Source organism: Arthrobacter sp. H-02-3 (assembly GCF_003097355.1).
GTDB lineage: Bacteria > Actinomycetota > Actinomycetes > Actinomycetales > Micrococcaceae > Arthrobacter > Arthrobacter humicola.
The window spans coordinates 86,156-109,772 of the sequence record NZ_PYUI01000003.1; the positions used below are offsets into that span (position 1 = coordinate 86,156).

Annotated in this window: 25 protein-coding genes; 10 read left to right on the top strand and 15 right to left on the bottom strand. The window is 68.2% G+C overall.

Going from position 1 to position 23,617, the window contains the following annotated elements:
- Positions 1-38 precede the first annotated feature (38 nt).
- Positions 39-2,666 (top strand): aminopeptidase N, encoded by a 2,628-nt coding sequence (gene pepN, locus C9424_RS04440; protein ID WP_116765710.1) that lies wholly within the window; start codon positions 39-41, stop codon positions 2,664-2,666.
- A 58-nt stretch (positions 2,667-2,724) separates the two neighbouring features.
- On the opposite strand, the gene C9424_RS04445 is transcribed toward pepN, so the two are convergent.
- The 5 genes from C9424_RS04445 to C9424_RS04465 all read right to left on the bottom strand — a co-directional run bounded on the left by C9424_RS04445 (position 2,725) and on the right by C9424_RS04465 (position 6,805).
- Entirely contained in the window at positions 2,725-3,825 is a 1,101-nt protein-coding gene (locus C9424_RS04445; protein WP_116765711.1) for a lipoate--protein ligase family protein, read from the bottom strand.
- 159 nt (positions 3,826-3,984) lie between these two features.
- Entirely contained in the window at positions 3,985-4,242 is a 258-nt protein-coding gene (locus C9424_RS04450; RefSeq protein ID WP_090956047.1) for a type B 50S ribosomal protein L31, read from the bottom strand.
- A 134-nt stretch (positions 4,243-4,376) separates the two neighbouring features.
- Positions 4,377-5,186 carry a TrmH family RNA methyltransferase gene (locus C9424_RS04455; RefSeq protein WP_116765712.1) on the bottom strand — a complete coding sequence of 270 codons (810 nt, stop codon included), beginning with the start codon at positions 5,184-5,186 and terminating at the stop codon, positions 4,377-4,379.
- A 29-nt stretch (positions 5,187-5,215) separates the two neighbouring features.
- A complete protein-coding gene (locus C9424_RS04460) occupies positions 5,216-6,001 on the bottom strand; it encodes a sulfite exporter TauE/SafE family protein (protein WP_116765713.1) in 786 nt (261 codons plus the stop codon).
- Between the two features lie 18 nt (positions 6,002-6,019).
- On the bottom strand, positions 6,020-6,805 hold the full coding sequence (locus C9424_RS04465; protein ID WP_116765714.1) for an ABC transporter ATP-binding protein: 786 nt from the start codon (positions 6,803-6,805) through the stop codon (positions 6,020-6,022).
- Positions 6,806-6,937: 132 nt separating this feature from the next.
- Between C9424_RS04465 and serB the strand changes: the two genes are divergently transcribed.
- Entirely contained in the window at positions 6,938-7,876 is a 939-nt protein-coding gene (gene serB, locus C9424_RS04470) for a phosphoserine phosphatase SerB (RefSeq protein ID WP_116765715.1), read from the top strand.
- A 96-nt stretch (positions 7,877-7,972) separates the two neighbouring features.
- Here the strand turns inward: serB and C9424_RS04475 are convergent, their stop codons facing one another.
- From C9424_RS04475 to fabG, 3 genes are all read right to left on the bottom strand, one after another.
- Complete coding sequence (locus tag C9424_RS04475; RefSeq protein ID WP_091254107.1) at positions 7,973-8,749, bottom strand: SDR family oxidoreductase; 777 nt, start codon at positions 8,747-8,749, stop codon at positions 7,973-7,975.
- A 508-nt stretch (positions 8,750-9,257) separates the two neighbouring features.
- Positions 9,258-9,677, bottom strand: a complete 420-nt coding sequence (locus C9424_RS04485; RefSeq protein ID WP_116765717.1) for an Hsp20/alpha crystallin family protein — start codon at positions 9,675-9,677, stop codon at positions 9,258-9,260.
- A 241-nt stretch (positions 9,678-9,918) separates the two neighbouring features.
- Entirely contained in the window at positions 9,919-10,644 is a 726-nt protein-coding gene (gene fabG, locus C9424_RS04490) for a 3-oxoacyl-ACP reductase FabG (protein ID WP_116765718.1), read from the bottom strand.
- 150 nt (positions 10,645-10,794) lie between these two features.
- On the opposite strand from fabG, the gene C9424_RS04495 reads away from it, so the two are divergent.
- Genes C9424_RS04495 through C9424_RS04510 form a run of 4 tightly spaced genes read left to right on the top strand, consistent with a single transcriptional unit; the run spans position 10,795 to position 12,902 of the window.
- Complete coding sequence (locus tag C9424_RS04495; RefSeq protein WP_116765719.1) at positions 10,795-11,259, top strand: DUF3099 domain-containing protein; 465 nt, start codon at positions 10,795-10,797, stop codon at positions 11,257-11,259.
- Complete coding sequence (locus tag C9424_RS04500; RefSeq protein ID WP_116765720.1) at positions 11,256-11,543, top strand: hypothetical protein; 288 nt, start codon at positions 11,256-11,258, stop codon at positions 11,541-11,543. Before C9424_RS04495 ends, C9424_RS04500 begins: the two co-directional genes overlap by 4 nt.
- Complete coding sequence (locus C9424_RS04505) at positions 11,544-12,422, top strand: SURF1 family cytochrome oxidase biogenesis protein (protein WP_116765721.1); 879 nt, start codon at positions 11,544-11,546, stop codon at positions 12,420-12,422. It abuts the gene before it with no gap.
- A gap of 3 nt (positions 12,423-12,425) precedes the next feature.
- A complete protein-coding gene (locus C9424_RS04510) occupies positions 12,426-12,902 on the top strand; it encodes a YbaK/EbsC family protein (RefSeq protein WP_116765722.1) in 477 nt (158 codons plus the stop codon).
- A gap of 4 nt (positions 12,903-12,906) precedes the next feature.
- Here C9424_RS04510 and C9424_RS04515 read toward each other — a convergent pair whose 3' ends face one another.
- On the bottom strand, positions 12,907-14,505 hold the full coding sequence (locus C9424_RS04515) for an ABC-F family ATP-binding cassette domain-containing protein (protein WP_116765723.1): 1,599 nt from the start codon (positions 14,503-14,505) through the stop codon (positions 12,907-12,909).
- 328 nt (positions 14,506-14,833) lie between these two features.
- Between C9424_RS04515 and C9424_RS04520 the strand changes: the two genes are divergently transcribed.
- The 3 genes from C9424_RS04520 to C9424_RS04530 are packed head-to-tail and all read left to right on the top strand — an operon-like array spanning position 14,834 to position 16,922.
- A complete protein-coding gene (locus C9424_RS04520; protein WP_116765724.1) occupies positions 14,834-15,487 on the top strand; it encodes a biotin transporter BioY in 654 nt (217 codons plus the stop codon).
- Positions 15,484-16,284: an energy-coupling factor ABC transporter ATP-binding protein gene (locus C9424_RS04525; RefSeq protein ID WP_237563290.1), complete on the top strand. Its 801-nt coding sequence runs from the start codon at positions 15,484-15,486 to the stop codon at positions 16,282-16,284. Before C9424_RS04520 ends, C9424_RS04525 begins: the two co-directional genes overlap by 4 nt.
- On the top strand, positions 16,281-16,922 hold the full coding sequence (locus C9424_RS04530; RefSeq protein WP_116765725.1) for an energy-coupling factor transporter transmembrane component T family protein: 642 nt from the start codon (positions 16,281-16,283) through the stop codon (positions 16,920-16,922). Before C9424_RS04525 ends, C9424_RS04530 begins: the two co-directional genes overlap by 4 nt.
- A 543-nt stretch (positions 16,923-17,465) precedes the next feature.
- Here the strand turns inward: C9424_RS04530 and C9424_RS04535 are convergent.
- Together C9424_RS04535 and C9424_RS04540 are read right to left on the bottom strand one after the other, a co-directional pair.
- Positions 17,466-18,620, bottom strand: a complete 1,155-nt coding sequence (locus C9424_RS04535) for a thiolase family protein (RefSeq protein ID WP_116765909.1) — start codon at positions 18,618-18,620, stop codon at positions 17,466-17,468.
- Between the two features lie 148 nt (positions 18,621-18,768).
- A complete protein-coding gene (locus C9424_RS04540; RefSeq protein WP_116765726.1) occupies positions 18,769-20,181 on the bottom strand; it encodes a class I adenylate-forming enzyme family protein in 1,413 nt (470 codons plus the stop codon).
- A gap of 59 nt (positions 20,182-20,240) precedes the next feature.
- Here C9424_RS04540 and ypfJ point away from each other — a divergent pair, with 59 nt between their 5' ends.
- Complete coding sequence (gene ypfJ, locus C9424_RS04545) at positions 20,241-21,128, top strand: KPN_02809 family neutral zinc metallopeptidase (RefSeq protein WP_116765727.1); 888 nt, start codon at positions 20,241-20,243, stop codon at positions 21,126-21,128.
- 31 nt (positions 21,129-21,159) lie between these two features.
- On the opposite strand, the gene C9424_RS04550 is transcribed toward ypfJ, so the two are convergent.
- The 4 genes from C9424_RS04550 to C9424_RS04565 all read right to left on the bottom strand — a co-directional run bounded on the left by C9424_RS04550 (position 21,160) and on the right by C9424_RS04565 (position 23,600).
- Complete coding sequence (locus C9424_RS04550) at positions 21,160-21,792, bottom strand: hypothetical protein (RefSeq protein ID WP_116765728.1); 633 nt, start codon at positions 21,790-21,792, stop codon at positions 21,160-21,162.
- A gap of 222 nt (positions 21,793-22,014) precedes the next feature.
- Positions 22,015-22,347, bottom strand: a complete 333-nt coding sequence (locus C9424_RS04555) for a metal-sulfur cluster assembly factor (RefSeq protein ID WP_018772973.1) — start codon at positions 22,345-22,347, stop codon at positions 22,015-22,017.
- 13 nt (positions 22,348-22,360) lie between these two features.
- Entirely contained in the window at positions 22,361-23,158 is a 798-nt protein-coding gene (sufC, locus tag C9424_RS04560) for a Fe-S cluster assembly ATPase SufC (RefSeq protein WP_091254077.1), read from the bottom strand.
- A gap of 82 nt (positions 23,159-23,240) precedes the next feature.
- Positions 23,241-23,600, bottom strand: a complete 360-nt coding sequence (locus C9424_RS04565) for a non-heme iron oxygenase ferredoxin subunit (RefSeq protein WP_116765729.1) — start codon at positions 23,598-23,600, stop codon at positions 23,241-23,243.
- Positions 23,601-23,617: the final 17 nt, after the last annotated feature.

Sequence of the window (23,617 nt, forward strand, 5' to 3'; positions counted from 1 at the left end):
TAGATAGCGGGGTGTCGAATCAGAAATTAGATAGCGGGGTGTCGAATCAGAATCTGAGCCGCGACGAAGCCGCGGCCCGCTCCGCCCTCATCACCACGCACAGCTACGACGTCTCCCTGGACGTCCGGCAGGCAGCGGACCCGGGTGTCGCCGGCTACACGAGCCGCAGCGTCATCACGTTCTCGGCCAGCGAACCCGGAGCGTCGACCTTCGTGGACTTCATCGCGGGCAGCGTGCACAGCGTCTTCCTCAACGGCAAGGGCCTGGCCGTCGCCGACGTCGTGGACGGCTCCCGCATCCGGCTCGATAACCTACAGGCCGAGAACCAGGTCACCATCACCGGGACGGCCCTGTACAGCACCTCAGGCGAGGGCATGCACCGCTTCGTGGATCCCGCCGACGGGCAGTGCTACCTCTACACGCAGTACGAACCCGCTGACGCGCGCCGGGTGTTCGCGAACTTCGAGCAGCCCGACCTGAAGGCCGAGTTCACGTTCCATGTCATGGCCCCGTCGGACTGGCAGGTGTCGTCCAACGGTGCTGAGGTCCTGTGCACCCAGCTAACGTCCGACCCCGCCACGAGCCTCTGGGACTTCGCCCCCACCAAGCCGATGTCCACGTACATCACCACAGTCCTGGCCGGTCCGTACTTCAAGGCCGGGGACACCTGGAGCGGCAGGCTGGCCGACGGCACGGTCCTGGAGGTGCCGCTGGCGCTCTACTGCCGCGCGTCCATGGCCGCGTCCTTCGACGCCGGGGCGCTCTTCAGTCTCACCAAGAACGGGCTGAGCTTCTTCAACGAGCTCTTCGATTTCCCCTACCCGTGGGGCAAATACGAGCAGGCGTTCGTGCCTGAATACAACCTCGGCGCCATGGAGAACCCAGGACTCGTCACCTTCACGGAAAGCTACGTCTTCACCTCCCGGGCCGCCGACTCCCAGTACCAGGCCCGCGCCAATACCCTCCTGCACGAGATGGCACACATGTGGTTCGGCGACCTCGTCACAATGAAGTGGTGGGACGATCTGTGGCTCAAGGAATCCTTCGCGGACTACATGGGCACCTTGGGCGTGGACCGGACCACGGACTGGGACACGGCCTGGGTGAACTTCGCCAACAACCGCAAGGCCTGGGCCTACGTGCAGGACCAGCTCCCCACGACGCACCCGATCGTTGCCGACATCCCGGACCTCGAGGCCGCGAAGCAGAACTTCGACGGCATCACGTACGCTAAGGGCGCCTCTGTCCTCAAGCAGCTTGTCGCGTACGTCGGGTTCGAGGCGTTCATTGCCGGGTCCAGGGGATATTTCAAGGACCACGCCTACGGCAACACCACCCTGGCCGAGCTGCTGGCCGCGCTGAGCTCGGCATCGGGCCGGGACCTCACGCAGTGGGCCCGGCAGTGGCTGCAGACCTCCGGCATTTCCACCCTCTCCAGCGAGATCGAGGAGCACGGCGGCGTCCTGGGCACCGTGACGGTCCTCCAGGACGCGGAGGACCCGACGACGGGCCGGCAGGAGCCGCGCCCGCACCGGCTGCGGATCGGCCTCTACGACTTTGACGACGCCGGCGCCCTGGTCCGCTCGGACAGCGTCGAGACCGACGTCAGCGGCGACCGGACCGACGTCCCGGCGCTGGCGGGGAAACCGCGGCCCGCCCTGCTGCTGGTCAACGACGACGACCTGAGCTACGCGAAGGTCCGGCTCGACCCGCACTCCGAGACCACGGCGCGCAGCTCCCTGGACAAGCTCAGCGATCCCATGGCACGGGCGCTGTGCTGGACGGCGCTGTGGGACTCGGCCCGTGACGCGGTCACGCCGGCCGCCCTCTACGTCGACGCCGTCCAGCGCTTCGGACCCGCCGAAACCGGGATCGGTGTGCTGCTGAATGTCCTGGGCAACGCCGCCACCGCGATCGAACGCTATGTCCCCGCGGCCGGCCGTGCCGCCGTCCGCCACGGCTTCCTGTCCCTCGCCGCGGACGAGCTCCAGCGGGCCGCGCCGGGCTCCGACCAGCAGCTGGCGTGGGCCCGCACGGTCGCCGCGGCCAGCCGCTTCGACAACAGCCGGCTGGACCTGCTCCGCGGCATCCTCGACGGCAGCACGGTCCTTGACGGCCTGTCCGTGGATGCGGAGCTCCGCTGGAACTTCTGGCACGCCCTTGCCGCCAACGGGGAAGCCACCGTTGCCCAGCTGGACGGGGAGCTTGCCCGGGACAACACCGCCGCCGGCAAGTCAGGGCACGCCACGGCCCTCGCGGCCCGCCCCGAGGAAGCCGTCAAGGAGGCCGCTTGGCAGGAAGCCGTGCACGGCACCTCGCTCTCCAACCAGCTGCTGAGCGCCACCATCGCCGGCTTCAACACTGCCCCGGCGCCGCTGCTGCGCGGATTCACTGACCGCTATTTCGACTGCCTGGTGGACGTGTGGGGCGGGCGCAGCATTGAAATCGCGAGCCGGATTGTCCGGGGGCTCTACCCGGCCGGGCAGGACCTGGACGGCAGCACCCCGGACACGCACTCCGTCATTGTCCGGACGGACCACTGGCTCGCCGGGCACCCGGAAGCACCGCGGGCGCTGCGCCGCATCATTATCGAACAGCGCAGCCACCTGCACCGTTCACTCACGGCGCAGGCCTTGGCGGCGAATCCCCGATCGACTGCTCCGTAACTGCCCTTTTGGCGGCTCTAAAGGGCCGTTACGGAGCAACCGACGCGGGTGCAGGGGCTCAAGGCACCCGGTGGAGCCACTCCGCGGTGCCGAACTTGGTCTCGACGCGGCGGCCGGCCGCCTCGAGTTCGGCGTCGGTGAGTTCGGACGGCGTCGCGCCATAGCGTTCAGCGAAGACGTCCATCATGGCCGCGACGATCTCGGCGCGGGTCATGCCGGTCTGGCGGCGCAACGGATCCACCCGCTTTTTCGCGCTCCTGGTGCCCTTGTCCGACAGTTTCTCCTGCCCGATGCGCAGGACCTCGACCATCTTGTCGGCGTCGATGTCGTAGCTCATGGTGACGTGGTGCAGCATGCCGCCGTTGGCGAGCCGTTTCTGGGCCGCCCCGCCGATCTTGCCGTGCTCGGTGGCGATGTCGTTGAGCGGCACGTAGAAGGCGCTGATGCCGACCTTCTCCAGCGCGGCCATGACCCAGGCGTCCAGGAAACTGTACGAGTCCGCGAAGCTGATGCCGTCCACGAGGGTCTGCGGGAGGTAGAGCGAGTAGGTGATGCAGTTCCCGGCCTCCATGAACATCGCCCCGCCACCGCTGATCCGGCGGACCACGCTGATGCCGTGCCGGGCCACACCTGCGGGGTGGAGCTCATTGCGGACCGACTGGAAGCTGCCGATCACCACGGAGGGCTCCTCCCAGTCCCAGAACCGCAGGGTGGGATTGCGCCGCCCGGCCCCGACCTCCTCGGTCAGGACCTCATCCAGGGCAACGTTGACGTGAGTGGGCAGGACGGACGGGGCGATGATGTTCCAGTGGTGGTCCGCCCAGCCCGTGGCCTTCGCCAGGGCGCGGCGGACGGTGACCGCGACGGCGTCGGCAGAAAAGCCGAACAGCACGGCGTCTTCGGGCAGGGCCGCCGTCACGGCCGCCGCGATGTCGGCGGCGCCGGTGTCCAGGGCCAGCCCTGTGAGGGCCCGGTTGATCTCCGGCAGCGCCTCGTCCGGCTCCAGGAAAAAGTCACCGCTGAGCGAAACGTTCGTCAGCACGCCGTCCACGACGTCGAAATCGGCGACCACGAGCTTGCCGCCCGGGACCTTGTATTCGCCGTGGTGACGGCCGCCGTCGTCGTTCGCGGAACCGGAGGCAGAGGGAAGGGTCGTCATGGCATTAATCCTGCCACGGCAATCCTGCCGGCGGCGCGACGGAAGCGGCGGCGCCCCGTGGCGCCGCCCGCGGCTCGACGCGCGGCGGTACGCGAGGGGAACGCAAAAAGCCCGCACCGTTGCCGGTGCGGGCTTCCTACAAGACCTTGGGGAAGAAAGTTACTTCTTGCCGCCGAAGCCCTTGAAGCGAGCGTTGAAGCGCTCGACGCGGCCTGCGGAGTCCATGATGCGCTGCTTGCCCGTGTAGAACGGGTGGGACTCGGAGGAGATTTCGACGTCGATGACCGGGTAGGTGTTGCCGTCTTCCCACTCGATGGTCTTGGAAGAAGACACGGTGGACTTGGTCAGGAACTTGACGCCGGAAGCCAGGTCGTTGAAAACAACAGCTTCGTACTTCGGGTGGGTATCAGACTTCATAATTGGACCTTTGTTCGCACAACTGGATTTTGCCAGCTGCCAGGTATGAATGGGATGGCCGGCGGAAAGCACCGGACGGCCAGCTATCAATCATAGCGGAAAGCGGACGGAGTGACGAACGCCGTTTGCGCACGTCAGCCCTTCGGGCGGAGCTCCCAGAACGCGACCGCCGACGCCGCCGCGACGTTGAGTGAATCGACGCCCGGGCGCATCGGGATCTTCACGGCGAGGTCGACGGCGGCCAGGGTGCCTTCGCTCATGCCCGCCCCCTCCGTGCCCAGCACCAGCGCCAGCCGCTCGGGGCGCCGGGCCGCGAGTTCGTCCAGGTCCACGGCGTCATCCGTGAGCTCCATGGCGGCCACGGTGAAACCCTGCTCCCGGAGCGCGGCCAATCCTCCCGCCCAGTCTTCCAGCCGCGCCCACGGCACCTGGAACACCGTGCCCATGCTGACCCGCACGCTGCGCCGGTACAGCGGATCCCCGCAGCGCGGTGACACCAGGACGGCGTCCACGCCCAGGGCAGCGGCGGAGCGGAAGATCGCCCCCACGTTGGTGTGGTCCACGATGTCCTCCAGCACGGCCACCCGTCGGGCTCCCGCGAGCAGTTCCGCCAGGGGCACCGGGGCGGGCCGGTGCATGGCGGCCATGGCGCCGCGGTGCAGGTGGAAGCCGGTGATTTCCTCCAGGAGCGCGGCCGGGCCGACATAGGCCGGGACGTCCGGGTACTGCGCAAAGACATCCGCCAGGTCCTCGGCCCATTTCTCGGCCAGGAAGAAGGACCGCGGCCGGTGCCCCGCCGCCAGGGCCCGGCGCAGGACGCGGGAAGACTCCGCGATGTACAGGCCCTCGGCGGGTTCCCGGACCTTGCGCAGGTGCACGTCCGTGAGTTGGGTGTAGTCCGAAACCCGCGGGTCGTCGGCGGAGTCAAGATAGTAAAGAGTCACGGGCAGGTCATTTCAGCAGGTTCGTGTGGCTATTTGAAAAGGTTGGCGATCATGAATCCCAGTGCCACGAGGCCCAGGACGAAGATGACCCCGCGCAGGACCACCGGGGAAAGCCGGCGCCCCACCTTGGAGCCAATCACCCCGCCGATCAGGGAGCTCACGGCGATCAGGCCGACCACGCCCCAGCTGATCCGGTCGAAGGCGAACAAAAGGTAGGAGCAGGCGGCGACGACGTTCACGCCCAGGACCAGGATGTTCTTCATCGCGTTGGCGTTCTGGATGGTCCCGGTCATGAACACGCCCAGGATGCCGACCAGCAGGATGCCCTGCGCCGCGACGAAGTAGCCGCCATAGACGCCGGCCAGGTACACCAGCACCACCAGCAGCACACCGTGGCGGCGGTCCCGGATCGCGTGCTCGGGATTTTCTTCCCGGTTCTTCACCCACCGCTGGAGCCGCGGCTGGAAGGCCACCATCAGCAGGGCCAGCACGATCAGGACAGGGGCGGCGTAGTAGAAGACCTTCTCGGGCAGGTGCAGCAGCAGGTAGGCGCCGGTCACGGCGCCCAGCAGTGAGGCAGGCAGGAGCCGGAGCAGCTGCTTGCCCCGGCCTGTCAGCTCCCTCCGGTAGCCCCAGGCGCCGGCGGCATTGCCGGCCACAAGTCCCATGGCGTTGCTGATGGACGCGGTGACGGGAGGGTAGCCCAGGGCGATCAGCACCGGGAAGGTGACCAGCGTGCCGGAGCCGACGACGCTGTTGATGGTGCCCGCCCACAGCCCGGCGAAGAAAATGAAGACGCTATTGAGGAGCTCCACGCGCGGTCAGCGGCCCCGTCAGCGGCTGGCGGTGGCGGTGTACCGGCCGGCGGTGACGGTGACGTCCAGCGGCAGGCCGAACGTCGCGCTCAGGTTTTCGGCCGTGAGGACCTCGGGCAGCGGGCCGGAGGCCACCACACCGCCGTCGCGCAGGAGCATGGCGTGGGTGAAGCCCGGCGGCACTTCCTCGAGGTGGTGCGTGACCAGGACAATCGCCGGGGCCGACTCATCGCGGGCGAGTTCGCTCAGCCGCCGGACGAGGTCCTCGCGGCCGCCGAGGTCCAGCCCGGCGGCGGGCTCGTCGAGGAGCAGGAGTTCAGGGTCGGTCATGAGGGCGCGGGCGATCTGGACGCGCTTGCGCTCCCCCTCGGAGAGTGAGGCGAAGGGACGGTTGAGCAGCGGGCCCATGCCCCACTCGTTCAGCAGCCCGAAGGCGCGCCGTTCGTCGTCCTTCTCGTAGCCTTCGCGCCAGCGGCCGGTCACGCCGTACGCGGCCGTGACCACGACATTGAGGACCTTTTCTTGTTCCGGGATCTGGCTGGCCAGCGCGGCGGAGGACAGTCCGATCCGGGGCCGGAGTTCAAAGACGTCGACGGCGCCCAAAACTTCCTCCAGGATGCCCGCCGTGCCGGACGTGGGGTGGATCCGCGCCCCTGCCAGCTGGAGAAGAGTGGTCTTGCCGGCGCCGTTGGGTCCCAGGATCACCCAGCGTTCGCCTTCCTTGACCTGCCAGTCGACCTTGTCCAGGAGGGTCTTAGCCCCACGTACAACGCTGACGCCGGCCATTTCAAGAACTTCACTCATAGGAGTAGACACTAGGACAAAAAAGCGGACGACTGATAACCGGCGCCGCGGGCTGCCGTGGGGCGTCACGCGGCGGGGGCCGGTGCGCAACGAATTCGGGCCGTCCGGCGCCTGCTCGCTAGGATTGAAGCCATGAGTTCGAACGTGACCGCAGTCAGCTACGGCCTGAAACTGTCCCTTCCCGACATCGAGCGTCTGCGGTCGCTCCTCACGGCTGCGGGGCTGAGCGTCGACGCCGAAACCCGCACCGGCGACGGCCGCTTCGAGGTGTATGCGGCGGACTGCGCACTGGATTCCCTCGATGCAGAGCCCGGAAACGCCGATGCCTACGCCGAAGCCTCCCTCCGGGCGTCGCTGCTGGAGGGGCCGCGCCGCACGCTGGCGGCCTCAGGCATCGACGGCGTGGACACGGCCCTGGTTCCCGCGGAACTGCGCAACGCGCCGCGCAAGTTCTTGATCATGGACGTGGACTCCACGCTCATTCAGCAGGAAGTGATCGAGCTCCTGGCCGCTTATGCCGGCAAGCGCGAGGAAGTGACCGCGGTGACCGAGGCGGCCATGCGCGGCGAGCTGGACTTCGCCCAGAGCCTGCACGCCCGGGTGGCGGTGCTCGCCGGGCTGCCGGCCGACGTCGTCGAAAAGGTCCGCGCCGAGGTCAAGCTGACCGAGGGCGCCGCCGAGCTCGTGGCGGCGTTCCAGGCCGCCGGCCACGCCGTGGCCGTGGTCTCCGGCGGGTTCAACCAGATCCTCCGGCCGATCGCCGAGGACCTGGGCCTGCACTACTGGGTTGCCAACGAACTCGAGATCGTCGACGGTGCGCTGAGCGGCAAGGTGATCGGCGACGTCGTCGACCGCGCCGCCAAGGAGAAGTACCTGCGCGAGTGGGCGGCGGCCGAAGGGATCCCGATGGAGCACACGATTGCCGTGGGCGACGGCGCCAACGACCTCGACATGCTCGGCGCCGCAGGAATCGGCATCGCGTTCAATGCGAAGCCGGCCGTCCGTGCGGCCGCAGATGCCGCCGTGAACCTTCCCTACCTCGACGCCGTGCGGTACATCGCGGGGGTCTGACGCTCTTCCGTTGCGTTAATTGCGGGATGGCACGTCACGGAAATGTTTTGGGGGAACATTGCCGTGACGTGCCATCCCGGCCGCGGGCCTGAGGTCCTAGTGGGAACCCTTGTCGGCCGACTTGGCTGCGGTCTTATCGAAATAATCGGCGCCGCCGACGTATTCGGTGTGGCCGGTCTCGACGTCGGCCGTAGCCATCTTGGCGACCTCGGCGCCGAACTCCTTGACCGAGTACAGCTTGCCGGCCTCGGCACGGCGGGCCTCGATGGCGCCGGGGTTGGAGCGGTCAAGCAGGGTGGCCGTGACGGTGCCCTCGATCATGTCGCCGGAAACAACCACAAGTGAGATGCCCTTGTCGGCCAGGTCCGGGACGAGTTCGCGCAGGGCGTTCTCGCCCGCACGCTTGCTGCGCGCGACGGGCTCGTACTCGGGCATCGTGGGCACCGTGTCGATGAAGTGGGCCTGGTGGCTGGTCACGAAGACCACGCGGGAGCCTTCCGGCATGAGGGGCGCCGCAGCGTTGAGCATATTTACCTGCGCGTCACGGTTCAGCTTCAGGGCGTAGTCCTCTTCCATGCCGGTCTCCATGCCGCCGGAGGCATTGAGGACCAGGAGGTCGAGCGAGCCGAAGTTCTCCATGGCGGCGCTGGCCAGGGCCTGGACGCCTTCCTGGGTGGTGAGGTCAGCCCCGACCGCCACCGCGCGGCCGCCGGCGGCCTCGATCTCGGCGACAACCTTGTTGGCGCGCGGCGCCTTCTGACGGTAGTTCACAACCACGGCCGCACCCTCGGCGGCGAGGAACTTGGCGACTTCGGCGCCGATTCCGCGCGACGAACCGGTCACGATCGCAGTCTTGTTCTCCAGCAGTCCCATACAAGCTCCTTTGTTCCAAACGTCCAAACACTGTGGGTCTGCAATCCATCATGCCAGCGGTCTTCGCCTTTTCAGTTGTTCAGCCTCCACAAAGAAGCCCCGGCGGCGTAGTTTCCGGGGGCATGGCGGGCCCCTGTTTCTGCCCTGCGCGGGACATGCTCTCCGTGTGGGCTCTGGCCTGGACATGTGGCCCATATGTCCAGTGCCGGGGGTCAGGACTGGACATGTCCCCCCGGGTTTGGGACGCGGGCGGCCCAGCCGCATCGACTCATCAAGGTTCAATTCAGTGGTCAGCCCGTCCCCGGCGTCTGGATGCACCACCTGGAGCTTCGCTCGGAAGATGACCTCGACGCCGAGGTCGCGGGCTGGCTCCACCGGGCCCGCCACGAGGCCCGCTGACGCCGCGGCGGCAGCTGCCGCCAGCCTCATCGCACCGGCCAGTGAAGGGTCAACACGCAGAGGATCAGCGAGTGCAGGATCAGCGGGTGCCGTCTCGACCAGCGCCGTATCAGCTGCGGTCGATCCGGATCTTCTTTGTGGTTTCGACGGGCGCCACCTCGGGCGCCGGCGCGCGGACCTCCAGGACGCCGTCCTTGTAGGTGGCCGTGATGTCTTCCTCCTTCGCCCCTGCAGGCAACGCAATGCTTCGTGTGGCCGAGCCGTAACGGAATTCCGAGCGGTAACCGGTCTTGCTCTTTTGCTCGGACTTTTCCTCCCGCTCCACCGAGATGTTCAGCATGCCCTCACTGACCGAGACGTCGACGTCCGTGTCGGGATCGATGCCGGGCACTTCGGCCCGAACCACCAGGGTGGTGCCCTCCTGGAACTGTTCGATCTTGATGCTGGGCGCCAGCGTCAGATCGCCGTCAAGGAAGCGGCGGACCGGCTCCAGCATGTCCGAGGGCGTCCATTTGCTCAGATCACTCATAATTTTTCTCCTGCGTCCACGCCCCTGCCGCGGCAGGTCAGGGGCTGTGAGCCCATTACACGCTCCCGGGCCCGCACTGCCAAGGGCAAAAAGGCCCGGCGTCGAGGAGTCAGGCGGGCGTCCCGGGGATGGAGTCGCCAGATGGCAGCGGACGACGGCGGATACCGCCGTCGTCCGCTATGGCCGCCGCGCCCGGCACGGCCGGTGCGCGCGAGGCGGCCGTGCGCCGCCGTCGGCGGGCTTAGTGGCCCATGCCGAGGCCGCCGTCGACCGGAATAATCGCGCCGGAGATGTAGGAAGCCTCGTCGCTGGCGATCCAGCGAACGACGTTGGCGACCTCGGAGGCCTCGGCGAAGCGCCCGGCGGGAACTTTGGTCAGGTAGTCCTTCTGGGTAGCCTCGGGCAGCTCGGCCGTCATGTCGGTGTTGATGAAGCCCGGCGCCACCACGTTCGCGGTGATGCCGCGGCCGCCAAGCTCGCGGGTGAGCGAACGGGCGATGCCCACGAGGCCGGCTTTGGAGGCCGAATAGTTGATCTGGCCCGGCGCGCCGTACATGCCGGAGACCGAGGAGATCAGGACCACGCGGCCCTTGCGCGCCCGGATCATGCCCTTGGACGCGCGCTTGATGACGCGGAAGGCGCCCGTGAGGTTGGTGTCGAGCACGGAGGTGAAGTCGTCTTCGCTCATGCGCATCAGGAGCGTGTCCTTGGTGATGCCGGCGTTGGCAACGAGTACCTCGACGGGGCCGTGGGCGGCTTCGACGGCGGCGAACGCGGCGTCAACCGAGGCTTCGTCCGTGACGTCCGCCTTGACGCCGAGGATGCCCTCGGGCAGGGGTGATTCGCTGCGGAAGGTCACTGCGACCTTGTCGCCGTTGGCCAGGAAGGACTCGGCGATGGCCAGGCCGATCCCCCGGTTTCCGCCGGTGATCAAAACGCTGCGGCCGGTGGTGGGTGTTTCAGACATGCGGGGCTCCGGAATTCTGCGGCAGGGAAGGCCGCGCTGGGGGCTGGATTTTTCCTGCCTCCGATCTTAGCGTCCGGTTCGCATCCGTTTGGGCGGCTCCGCCGATGGTGAGAGAATCGGAGTAAGCCTTGGGAGCGTGATCTAACAGCCGTGACACTCAAAAACCGACCCGGTGTTCCTGTGCCCGGGAGGCCGGACGCCGAGTCCGGCGGCACCGAGGTGCACAGCATTACCGACGCCGCTGCCGCGCACTCGGACGAGATGCGCCAGCGGATGATCAAATACGCGATCGCCATGGGGATCCGCATGGTCTGCCTGATCCTCATTTTCGTCGTGGACGGCTGGTTCAAGCTCCTGCCCGTCCTGGGGGCAGTGTTCCTGCCGTGGGTTGCGGTGGTGATCGCCAACGGCAGCGACAAGGCGGAAATCCACAGCGATTCCCTCTTGGACTATGTGCCACAGGTCGAGCTGGACGCCCCGGCTTTCACAGACCCGGGCCACGCGTCCGCGCCCGCCCCGGACGGCGCCGGGGATGACGCCGCCGTGACGCTGCTGCAAGGCGAACTGATCGATGATGAGAACGACGACGACACCCACGGACGGGCAGCTTCATGAACCTCTTTGACCTGGCCGGGAACGGCGGCGGCAACGCTGAGGCCCCCGGCACCGTCTGCTCGCGGAAGGCCTGCCGCACGCCGGCGGAATGGCAGCTCCTGTGGAACAACCCCAAGATCCACACCCCGGAGCGGCGCAAGATCTGGCTGGCGTGCGGTGAACACCGCTCCTGGCTTGAGGACTATCTCCAGACCCGCGGGCTGTGGAAAGAGACCCTGGCCCTCGAAGCGGCCGCGTCCTTCGACAAGACTGCGCCCCGGGACCCGTCAGGCAGGATCGGCTGAATGTACCGCTTTCTCTTCTCCAGCAAGTGGCTGGGGTACTTGCTGCTCGCCGCGATCTTCGCCGCAGCCTGCGTGGGTCTTGGCCGGTGGCAGATGGACCGGCGCGCCGAGACACTGGCTGAAATCAACCGTGTGGTCTCCAATTACTCAGCCACACCGGTGCCCTTCGCCGCCATCCGGGACCAGTTCAGCCGGCTCGATCCGGAGCGCGAGTGGACCCAGGTGGAACTCAAGGGCAGCTACGACGCCGCTGGCCAGCGCGTCGTCCGCAACCGGCCGCTGAACGGCCAGCCCGGGTACGAGGTCGTGGTGCCGCTTAGGCTCGAGTCCGGCGAAACTGTGGTGATCGACCGGGGCTGGCTGCCGATCGGGAACAACACGCCGGGCCGGCCCGACTCTGTGCCCGCGCCGCCGCAGGGACCCGTGACGGTGGTTGCCCGCCTCAAAGCCGGCGAACCCGAGCTCCAGCGCGGCGCCCCTGACGGCCAGCTGGCCTCGATCGACCTCTCGACTTATTCCACGCAACTGGGATATCCGCTGCTCAGGGGCGCCTACGGACAACTTGCCTCGGAATCCCCCTCGGTGCAGGCCATGCCCTTCCCGTTCCCCAAACCGTCCACCGATGAAGGAACCCACCTCTCCTACTCCCTGCAGTGGTTCGCCTTTGGCGTGCTGATGTTCGTCGGATTCGGCTATGCCGCCCGGCAGCAGGCCCGCAACGCCGCGATTGACGCGGAGGACGCGGAAGCGGAGGCCGCCAACGGCGGATTCCTGCACTCCAGCGGCCCGGTGGCCCGGCGTCGTCCTGTCCCCCGCAAGCGGAAGAACGCGACCGCGGAGGAAGAGGAAGACGCGATTCTGGACGCGCAGGGCTACTGAGACGTGGCCGCCTTGATTCCGGAGCCGGTGGCCCGGGTGAAGCACGCGCTGACCTCACTGGGCGCCGAGGACACCGTCACGGTGTTTGAGTCGAAAGTCCCGACGGCGGCAGCTGCCGCGAACGCCTTGGGCTGCGACGTCGCGGCCATCACCAACAGCCTCGTGTTCGACCTCGACGGCACGCCTTTGCTGATCCTGGCCAGCGGCGCCGCCCGGGTCGATGTCCGCAAGGTCGCCGCACAATTGGGGGCCGGGAAAATCCGCCGGGCCTCCCCCGAATTCGTCCTGGAACACACCGGTCAGGAAGTGGGCGGTGTGGCTCCCGTCGGGCATCCGGAGAAGATCCGGACTCTGTTGGACCAGTCGCTGGCGGCACACCCCGTGCTCTGGGCAGGGGCAGGCGACCACAACTCGATGTTCTCGATCAGCTACGAACAACTCCGCCGGATCACGGGCGCCGTGGAGATGCCCGTCCGTTAGGGGTTTACGCCAGCGTGATCAGGTCCAGGTAGTCTTCGTTCCAGTGGTCCTCGATGCCGTCGGGAAGCAGGACGACGCGCTCCGGGTTGAGCGCCTCGACGGCGCCCTCATCGTGGCTCACCAGCACGACGGCGCCGGTGTAGTTGCGCAGGGCGCCGAGGATTTCGGAGCGGCTGGCAGGGTCCAGGTTGTTGGTGGGCTCGTCGAGGAGCAGCACATTCGCGCTCGATGCCACAATGGTGGCCAGGGCCAGACGGGTCTTTTCGCCGCCGGAGAGGACACCGGCGGGCTTGTCGACGTCATCCCCGGAGAACAGGAACGAGCCCAGGATGCCGCGGACTTCGGAATCGTTCATGTCCGGGGCGGAAGAACGCATGTTCTGCAGGACGGTGCGGTCGACGTCGAGCGTCTCGTGCTCCTGGGCGTAGTAGCCCACCTTCAGGCCGTGGCCGGGGATCACTTCGCCGGTGTCCGGTTTGTCGACGCCGGCGAGCATGCGCAGCAGCGTGGTCTTGCCGGCACCGTTGAGTCCCAGGATGACCACCTTGGAGCCGCGGTCGATCGCGAGGTCGACGTCGGTGAAGATTTCCAGCGAGCCGTAGGACTTGCTCAGGCCGTCCGCGGTCAGCGGGGTCTTGCCGCAGGGCGAGGGGTCCGGGAAGCGCAGGGCTGCCACGCGGTCGTTTTCGCGGACCGCTTCGAGCCCGCCGAGGAGCCGTTCGGCGCGCTTGGCCATGTTCTGCGCCGCGACGGCCTTGGTGGCCTTGGCCCGCATCTTGTTCGCCTGGTCCAAGAGGACCTGAGCCTTCTTCTCCGCGTTGGCGCGTTCCCGTTTGCGGGCGCGCTCGTCAGTTTCGCGCTGGGTGAGGTAGCGCTTCCAGTCCATGTTGTAGAAATCGATCTGGGCGCGGTTGGCGTCCAGCAGGAAGACCTTGTTTACCGTCGCTTCGAGCAGTTCGGTGTCGTGGCTGATGACGATCAGGCCGCCCTGGTGGTTCTTGAGGAACTCACGGAGCCAGGAGATGGAATCGGCGTCGAGGTGGTTGGTGGGCTCATCGAGGAGCATGGTCTCGGCGTCTGAGTAGAGGATGCGCGCGAGCTCCACACGGCGTCGCTGCCCGCCGGACAGGGTCTTCAGCGGCTGGTTCAGCAGGCGGTCCGGCAGGGCGAGGTTCGAGCAGATCGCCGCGGCCTCGGCTTCCGCCGCGTAGCCGCCGGCCGCCAGGAATTCGGATTCCAGCCGGTCGTAGCGGTTCATCGCCTTGCGCTGGACTGCCGCGTCCTCGCTGGCCATCTCTTCGTGCGCCACGCGGAGCTTGCCGACGGCGACGTCCAGGCCGCGGACGGACAGGATCCGGTCCCGTGCGAGCTGCTCCATGTCGGGGGTGCGCGGATCCTGCGGCAGGTAGCCGATTTCGCCGCTGCGGGTCACCTTGCCGGCGGCCGGCAGACCTTCGCCCGCGAGCACCCGCGTCAGTGTGGTCTTGCCTGCACCGTTACGGCCGACCAGGCCGATCTTGTCTCCCTTGTCGATCCGGAAGCTCACCTGGTCCATGAGGAGGCGGGCGCCGGCGCGAAGTTCGAGATCCTGGACGGTAATCAATGCAGCTAAGGCCTTTCACAACAGGGAATGCCGCGGCACATCGGGTGGAGTCTGGGCGGGGCCGGGGCAGGTCGGCCGAGAGCACGGCCTCTACAAGTCTACCGGCCCCGCCCGGACTCCGTGACATGGGCACCGGCGGCCGCGGACGGCCGCCGCGCGTGCCGCGGACGGCATTCGTTGGCGGCGCCCTCCAGCATCCGGGCCGCCGCTTAGTGGGGCACCTACAAAAAACCCGGACAGCCGCGGCCGTACAGTCGAAATCACCATTCCGTTGTGCGCCGCATCGCCGCCATGCACCGCACCGCACCGCACCTTCGACAGGAACACCATGACGCAGACCGACCACCCCGCCACAGCGAAGACCGGGCTCCCGCGCCGCCGTAGCCGCTGGAACGCCACCGACCTCGGCCTGATCGCCGTGTTCGCCGCCCTAGTGGCAGGTTCCGCGCTGATCGCCGCCATTCCCGTTGGCGGACTCGGCGTGCCCATCACGCTGCAGACCCTTGCCGTCATGCTCACGGGGCTGGCGCTCGGCCCGGGGCGCGCCTTCGCCGCCCTGGGACTCTACCTGCTGCTGGGATTCGCCGGCCTGCCGATTTTCAGCGGCGGGCGCAGCGGGCTGGGCGTCCTCGCCGGCCCCTCCGCCGGCTACATCATCGGGTTCCTGCTGGCCGCCACGGCGGTGGGCTGGCTGACCGTCGTCGTGCTCGCGCGCACCGCCACCCGGACCGGCAAACTCCGCGCCGTGCTCCTGTTCGCCGCCGCCATGGTGAGCAGCATCGTCTTCATCCACGGCCTGGGCATCCTGGGCATGATGGTCAACGCCAAGCTGGACTTCTCCAAGGCCTTCCTGGCCGACCTCGTGTTCTACCCCGGCGACATCATCAAAAACGTCCTGGCCGTGAGCATTGCCCTGGCCCTGCACAAGGCCTTCCCGGATCTGCTGCTCCGCCGCGTCCGGACGGCAGACGCCCACCCGTGAGCACCATCGTCCTGGACCGGGTCTCGGTGCGGGTGTCCGTTGACGGCCGCACCGAACCCAAGACGCTGCTCCAGGAGCTTTCCCTCACGTTCACGGAACGGCGCATTGGGATTATCGGGGCGAACGGCTCGGGCAAGTCCACCCTCCTGAGGCTCCTCAACGGGCTCGTTGCACCCAGCGACGGCACGGTAGGAGTCGACGGCGCCGATACCGTCCGCGCCGTGCGGGAGGTCCGCCGCCGTGTGGGCTTTGTCTTCACCGATCCGCTTTCCCAGCTGGTCATGCCCACCGGGCGCGAGGACGTGGAGCTGTCCCTGCGGCGCTCCATCCGCAACACCACGGAGCGCCGCGCCCACGCGGAGACAGTCCTCGACCGGTTCGGGCTCCTGCGCCTCGCGGACCAGAGCATCTACGAACTCTCCGGCGGCGAACGCCAACTCCTGGCCCTGGCCGCCGTCCTGGCCGTCGACCCTGAGGTGCTGGTCCTGGATGAGCCGTCCACGCTATTGGACTTGCGCAACCGCGAACTGCTGCGGCGCACGCTGTCCGGGCTCCGCCAGCAGGTCATCCTGTCCACCCACGACCTCGAGCTCGCCCAGGACATGGACCGGGTCCTTGTGGTGGATGCCGGGAGGGTGGTGTTCGACGGCGGTCCGGCCGAGGCCGTCCGGCACTACCGCGCCCTGAGCGCTGCGGGCCTGCCTCCCGAGGGCCTGCCTTCCTTGGGCGTGCCTGGGACCGGTGCCGGGGGCGCCGGGCTGGCCGGGCTTCAGCAGGGCGGGCTGGAGCGGCCGTGAGCGGCCACGGCTTCCTTTTGGCAACCTACTCGCCGGGCACTTCCCTGATCCACCGGGCGCCGCTGGGGCTGAAGTTCCTGCTGGTTGTCGGGTGCGGAATGGCGTCCTTCCTGATCTCCGACTGGGCGGTGTCCGCCGTCGCGCTGGCGCTGCTGTGCGGGCTGTTCCTGCTCAGCGGCGCGGGCCCCGCCCGGCTGTTCCGCGCGGTGCGCCCGGTCCTGCCGGTCCTGCTCGCGATCGGCGTCTTCCAGTGGTGGCTGCTGGGCGCACCCACCGCCGCACGGATCGTGCTGAACGTTCTGGTCTGTGTTGTGGCGGCCTCGATCCTCACCGCCACTACCCCGGTGCAGGCGCTCCTCGACGGCGTCGCATCCCTGGCCCGGCCGTTCCGGCGCTTCGGTGCGGACCCTGAGCGCTTCGCCCTGACCATTGCCATCATGCTCCGCAGCATCCCGTTCGTTGCCGAGGCCTACCTGAACGTCCGCGACTCCGCCCGGGCCCGCGGACTCGACCGCAACCCACGCGCTTTGGTGCTCCCAGTGTTCATCACCACCGTGGCCTTCGCCCGGCAGACCGGCGAAGCGCTGGCCGCGCGTGGCCTGGGCGAGCCCGAGGACCCGGAGGACCCGGAGGACTAGTCCCCTGACGGTTGCCCCGCGGCGCTCTCCCGGACCCCGTTCCACTGGACATGCCCTCCCCTGGCCGCGGGCAATGGACATAGAGCCCTAGTGTTCACCCTTCAAGCCGAGGAATGGGCATGTCCCGCCCGCGGTGCCCGAGCGGCCCACATCCGGAGCCCACACCCGCTGGACATGCCCTCCCCTGGCCGCGGGCAATGGACATGGAGCGATAGTGTTCACCCTTCAAGCCGAGGAATGGGCATCTCCCGCCCGCGGTGCCCGAGCGGCCCACATCCGGACCCCACACCCGCTGGACATGCCCTCCCTTGGCCGTAAGCACTGCGCATGGAGCGATAGTGTCCACCCTTCAAACCGAGGAATGGACATGTCCCTTCTCCGGGGCCAGAGCAGGACATGCCACGTTGCCGGGGCCAGAGCAGGGCATGTCCCAGATCCGAAGGATGGACATGTCCTCCGTTGTCCGCAGCCACGGGGTATTAGCCCCGCATGTCCACCGGCTGCGGCGGAGAATGGGCATGTCCCCCGGGTGGCCCGGGACGGTCAGCCCAGGCTGCAGTACCCGAGCAGCGCGGCCGTGCCCATGCCGCCGGCGATGCTGATCATGGCCAGGGCGAGCTGGCCGGGCTCCCTGGACCTGCGGGCCTGTGCCAGCAGCCTGGTCACCAGCACCGCGCCCGAAGCTCCGTAGGCGTGCCCGAGCGCCAGGGCACCGCCGTCGAGGTTCGCGCGATCCGGGTCGATCCCCAACTGATCCAGGCACGCGAGCGTCTGGGAGGCGAATGCCTCGTTGAATTCGACCAGGCCCAGGTCTTTAGACGTGAGGCCGTGGGCGGCCAGGAGCCGCACGGCCGCCGCGGCCGCCCCGATGCCTAGCAGGTGCGGCGCCACCCCGGCAGTGTCGGTTCCCAGCATCAGGAGTCCGTCGGCGGCGCCCAGCTGCCGGGCCCGTTCCACGGAGGTAATGATGACAGCGGCCGCGCCGTCCGCGTCGAAGCAGGAGTTCCCGGCCGTGACCGTGCCGCCGGCAGCGAACACGGGCGGGAAGCGGGCCATCAGGGCCGGCCCAAGGCTGGGCCTCGGACCGTCGTCGGCGGCCACGGCGGCCCCGCACTGCGCGGCGAGCGGCACGAGTTCGCCGTCGAACCGCCCGGCGGCGGCGGCGGCCAGGGCACGGCGGTGGCTGCGGAGCGCGAAAGCGTCCTGGCGGTCCCGGCTGATGCCGTAGCCGGCGGCAACGTTCTCGGCCGCCACCCCCATGTCCGGGTCGCCGAGGCTGAGCGGGGCGAACTGGGCCCTGCTGTAGTAGTCTGCGCTGCCGTCCTCGTTGCGGTGCGCCCGGAGCGGGGCCGTGCTGATGCTCTCCACGCCGCCGGCGAGGTAGACGCCGCCGCCGCCCGCGGCGACGAGCCGGGAGGCCAGCACGATGGCGTCCAGCCCGGAGCCGCACTGCCGGTCCACCGTGACGCCGGGCACCGTGACGGGCAGGCCGGCCTCCAGTGCGGCGAGCCGGGCCACGTTCCCGCCGCCGCCCACGGCGTTGCCGATCACCACGTCGGTGACGGAGTCCGGGGTGAGGCCCGCACCGGCGTCGGAGAGCAGGGTGCGCAGCACCGGGGCCAGGAGCTCGTGGGCGCGCAGTTTCTTCAGGGTGCCGTTGGCCCGGCAAAGCGGCGTCCGCCGTGCGGCGATGATCACCGGCTGCCGGTCCTCCGGCAACAGCCCCGGGAGGGGCGGCCAGCCTGAAGCACGCCGGCCGGAAGCCGGCCCGCCTCCCAACGGACCGCCTCCCAACGGACCGCCTCCCAACGGACCGCCTCCCAACGGCCGGGGCGACGTGCGTGGCTCAGCCAAGGCGCCGGATCCGGGGATCGTTCCGGTCCACCCAGTCGAGCAGCAGCTGACGGCTGATCTTGCCCCGGTCGGTCAGGGGCAGCTCGGCCAGCGCGAAGTATTCGAGGGGGCGCTTGTTGCGTGCCAGCACGTCCTCAATGCCCGCCTTCAGCTGGGTGGCGGTGACCGCCCCGTGCGAGGGCACCACGGCGGCCACCACGCGCTGGCCCCGAAGGTCGTCGGCCATGCCGGCCGCCACGGCCGCCGCGACGCCCGGGACGGACGCCAGCGCCATTTCGACTTCGTGCGGGTAGACGTTCGTGCCGGCGGTGATGATCATGTCGGAGCGTCGGCCCAGCATGTGCAGGGTGCCGCCAGAGACGTATCCCTGGTCCCCGACGGTGTACCAGCCGTCGAAACACCTCAGGGCGTGCCCGTCGTCGCCCCACAGGTAGCCGTTGCTGACCATGCCGCTGCGGACGCAGATGTTGCCGTCACCGCCGTCCGGGAGTTCGGCCCCCCGGTCGTCCAGGATGCGGATATCGACGCCGGGAAAGGGTTTCCCGATCCCGGTGCCGCCCGGCTCCACGGCCTCGCCCGGGCGCAGGCCGGCGCCCGAAACGAAGCTGAGCTCGGAGGCGCCGTAGTACTCGAAGATGGTGGCGTTGGGTGCCCAGCGCCTCGCTGCTTCCAGCGTCCGGGCGTCCAGCTTGGAGCCGGCGCAGACGATGCTGCGGATGCCGGAGGCGTCGACCCCGCCGGCCAGGCCGCGTTCACTAAGCAGCCGGAGCATGGTGGGGACCAGGACCAGCCGGGTGATGCCGTCGTGGCTGACGGCCGCATGGGCGGCGCCGACGTCGAAGTGCTCAAGCGTGTGGAACTCCGCACCGGCGTAGAGGCATTCGGCGAGGGCGTAGAGGTTCAGGCTCGCCGCGAGCGGGCCGGGGGCCAGGGTCTTGTCGTCCCGGGTCAGGCCGAAGAATTCAATGGACGCGTCGAACGATTCCTGCCAGGACCGCCGGGAGCGGGTAAACGCCTTAGGCACCGAGGTGGTCCCGGAGGTCAGACCGATCAGGAACGAGGTGACCGGAGCCCCGTCAACTAGCTCGGCTCCCAGTCCAGCGCCGGACTCATCCCCCGGAACCGGTGTCTGCGCGATGCGGGCGGTAATCGCGTCCTGCAGCTGCTGCGGCCAGGCCGGGTCCAGCACGGCGCACTGGCGCTGACCGGCGACGGCAGCGGCGAACGCGACGGCGAAGCGGGTTGAGTTGAGTTCGGACAAGACGGTGATGGCCGGCGCCGCGGGGACCCGCGCCGCGGCCTGGTCCCGCAGACCGGACCAGCTGAGGTGCGTCCCGGCCACGACGACGGCAGTTTCGTCGGGACGGTCATCGGCCCAGCGCTGGAGTCTGTCGAGAAAAGGCATCGCACCAACTTTACCGTTGCCGGCCGCCGCCGCCCCTTTGTGCGGGATATTGTGACTCCATGAGCTTCAATGACAACGCCCCGCTGGATCCCTCACAGGTCCAGGATCGACGAGGGATGGGCCGCGGCCCCATGATCGGCGGCGGGATCGGCGGTGGCATCATCCTGCTGCTGGCCGCACTGTTCGGCATCAACCCCCAGCTTCTCGAGGGACTGGCCGGCACCACCCAGGACCCCCAGTCGCAGAGTCAGGGCTCTGCGCCCGCCTGCCGGACCGGGGCCGACGCCGACACGCGCCTCGACTGCAGGATCACGGGCACCGTCAACAGCTTGAACGCCTTCTGGCCGGCCTATCTGGCCCAGTACAACACCAAATACCCGCGTCCCAAGGCCGTGATCTTCACCGGCGGGACCAACACCGGCTGCGGGGCCGCGACCACCGAGGTAGGACCGTTCTACTGCCCCGTCGACACCACGGCGTACTTCGATCCCGGCTTCTTCCAGGAACTCGTGGACCGGTTCGGCTCCTCCGGCGGGCCGCTGGCACAGGAATATGTGGTTGCCCACGAGTTCGGGCACCACGTCCAGAACCTGCTCGGCAACCTCGACCGCGCGCAACAGGATCCGCAGGGCCCCGCTTCCGGGGGTGTCCGGGTGGAGCTCCAGGCCGACTGCTACGCAGGGCTGTGGGCACATTATGCAACCACCCAGCCGGACCCCAAGACCGGCCAGCCATATCTCGAACCGCTCACGGACAAGGATCTCCAGGATGCCTTGTCGGCCGCCTCGGCCGTGGGTGACGACCGCATCCAGAAAGCCGCCACAGGCCGCGTCTCACCCGAAGCGTGGACCCACGGGTCCAGTGCACAGCGGCAGAAGTGGTTCTACCAGGGCTATACGACCGGGGACATCAACAAGTGCGACACCTTTGCGGTGGCAACACCCTGACCCCTAAGGCTGGACCTCACCGGCCCGGAGTTCACTGGCCCCGCGTTCGCCGGGCCGGGATCTCAACGTAGCTCAGGAATCCGGCGTGGCCCACGTGCCGGTGCTTCGGATGCCATACCGGCCGGTAAAGATGCCCGAAGGGGTCGGTCACCCGGACCGTGTCCAGCTGCTCGTTCCCGGCCAGGAGGCGGTCGACGTCGGCCAGTTCGTTGCGCCGCGTCGACAGCCCGTCGATTTCCAGGCCCCAGAGCCCCAGCTCAGCGTCCGTCCCGCGTTCCAGCTGCAGCGTCTCAAACAGTCCGGCCACGAGTTCGGTCAGCCCGACGGCGTCCGCTCGCTGCAGCCGGTGCTTTTCGGGGTGCACCTCGCGGGCGTCGGCCAGCGCCTGCCGCAGCCAGTGGAATTCCACGGGTCCCAGAGGCGGCCCCATCTGCAGGTGGCGGTTCTGGTCCAGCTCGAGCCGGTAGGAGGTGGCGTTGCGGTCGATGATGCACGGGGCCTCGCCGACATACTCGAGGTCCGCCAGCAGGTCTTCCCTGGAACGGTAATAGTCGAACTCGCCGCTGTCCTCGACGACGACAAAGTCACCGGCGGCGCCGGACGGCCCCGGCGCCGCGCCGGCCGCGCCGCCCGTTTCCGGCCACGGTGCTGGTGTGGCATCCATTCCGGTTCGCCTCCTGTTGACACTATGCCCGGTCCGCGGCCAGGGTGCCGCGGCGGACTCGTTGCCTTCATCAGATCACTGACCGGGCCGAAAGGGAACGCGCAGGCTTAAATGACGCCGGCCCCGCCTCAGTGAGGCGGGGCCGGCGTCATCGTAATTAGGGGTCTCCGCCGCCGGGGGTTCCCTGGCCGAGCGAAGCGAGGCTAGGGAAGCGGTGGGGTCCTAGATGTTGAAGCCCAGGGCGCGCATCTGGTCCCGTCCGTCTTCGGTGATCCGTTCCGGGCCCCACGGCGGCATCCAAACCCAGTTGAGGCGCCAGTCGTCGACGATCCCGTCCAGGGCCTTGCCGACCTGCTCTTCGATGACATCGGTGAGCGGGCAGGCGGCCGTGGTGAGAGTCATGTCGATCAGGAGGGCGCCGTCGTCGTCTGAGTACTTCAGGCCGTAGAGCAGGCCCAGATCAACGATGTTGACCCCGAGTTCCGGGTCAATCACATCCTTGAGTGCCTCTTCGACGTCCTCGAGGCCCGTGCGGGCCACATTGAGTTCAGTCATGGTGAAGTCCTAACTAGGCCTGTGCTGCAGCGTCTGCGGCAGCGATCGTGGCTGCTCCGGCGCCCGTGGCGTAGCGGTCGTAGCCTTCTTCTTCAAGGCGGTCGGCGAGCTCCGGGCCGCCCTCTTCGACAACCTGGCCGTCAACGAACACGTGCACGAAGTCCGGCTTGATGTAGCGCAGGATCCGGGTGTAGTGCGTGATGAGCAGGGTGCCCATGTTGCCTTCCGCGTGGGCGCGGTTGACGCCCTCGGAGACAACCTTCAGTGCGTCGACGTCGAGGCCGGAGTCGGTCTCGTCGAGGATCGCGAACTTCGGCTTGAACAGTTCGAGCTGCAGGATCTCGACGCGCTTCTTCTCGCCGCCGGAGAAGCCCTCGTTGACGTTGCGCTGGGTGAAGTCGGCGTCGATGCGCAGCTGCGCCATGGCAGCCTTGACGTCCTTCGTCCAGGTGCGGAGCTTCGGGGCCTCGCCGTCGATGGCGGTCTTGGCGGTGCGCAGGAAGTTCGTCATGCTCACGCCGGGAACCTCGACGGGGTACTGCATGGCCAGGAACAGGCCGGCCCGGGCGCGCTCGTCAACGCTCATCGCGAGGACGTCTTCGCCGTCGAGCGTGATGGTACCCGAGGTGACGTTGTAGCGCGGGTGGCCGGCGATGGTGGACGCCAGGGTGGACTTGCCGGAACCGTTCGGACCCATGATGGCGTGTGTTTCGCCGGTCCGGATGGTCAGGCTGACGCCCTTCAGGATTTCCTTGGTGCCCTGCTCGGTGTCAATGCTGACGTGCAGGTCCTTGATCTCAAGAGTAGACATGTGCCTTGTTCTCCTCTGCACGGTGCCCTCCGGCACTGTGCGTTTTCTTGTCGATAAGTTGTGGTGCGCTAGCTGCCGGAGGCTAGCTGAAGTTCGGGGCCTCGGCACCGTTCAGGACGTTGGTGAAGTCCACATAGACCTCGTCATCCAGGACGGTCACGGCAAAGACGGGGACAGGATCGTAGGCCGGCAGCTGGAGCGGCTCACCGCTGCGCAGGTCGAACTGGGAACCGTGGCCCCAGCACTCGATCTTGCAGCCTTCCACCTCACCTTCGGAAAGGGAGATGTCCGCGTGCGAGCAGGTGTCGCCGATGGCGTGGATCTCGCCCATCGAGTCCTTCACGATGGCAACGGGGTAGTCGTCGATCAGGATCCGCAGTGCCTGCTTGACCTCGATCTCGCTGGCGTTGCAGACAAGCTCGCCCTTTGGCTGTTCAGTCATTGATCTTCCCTGTGCTG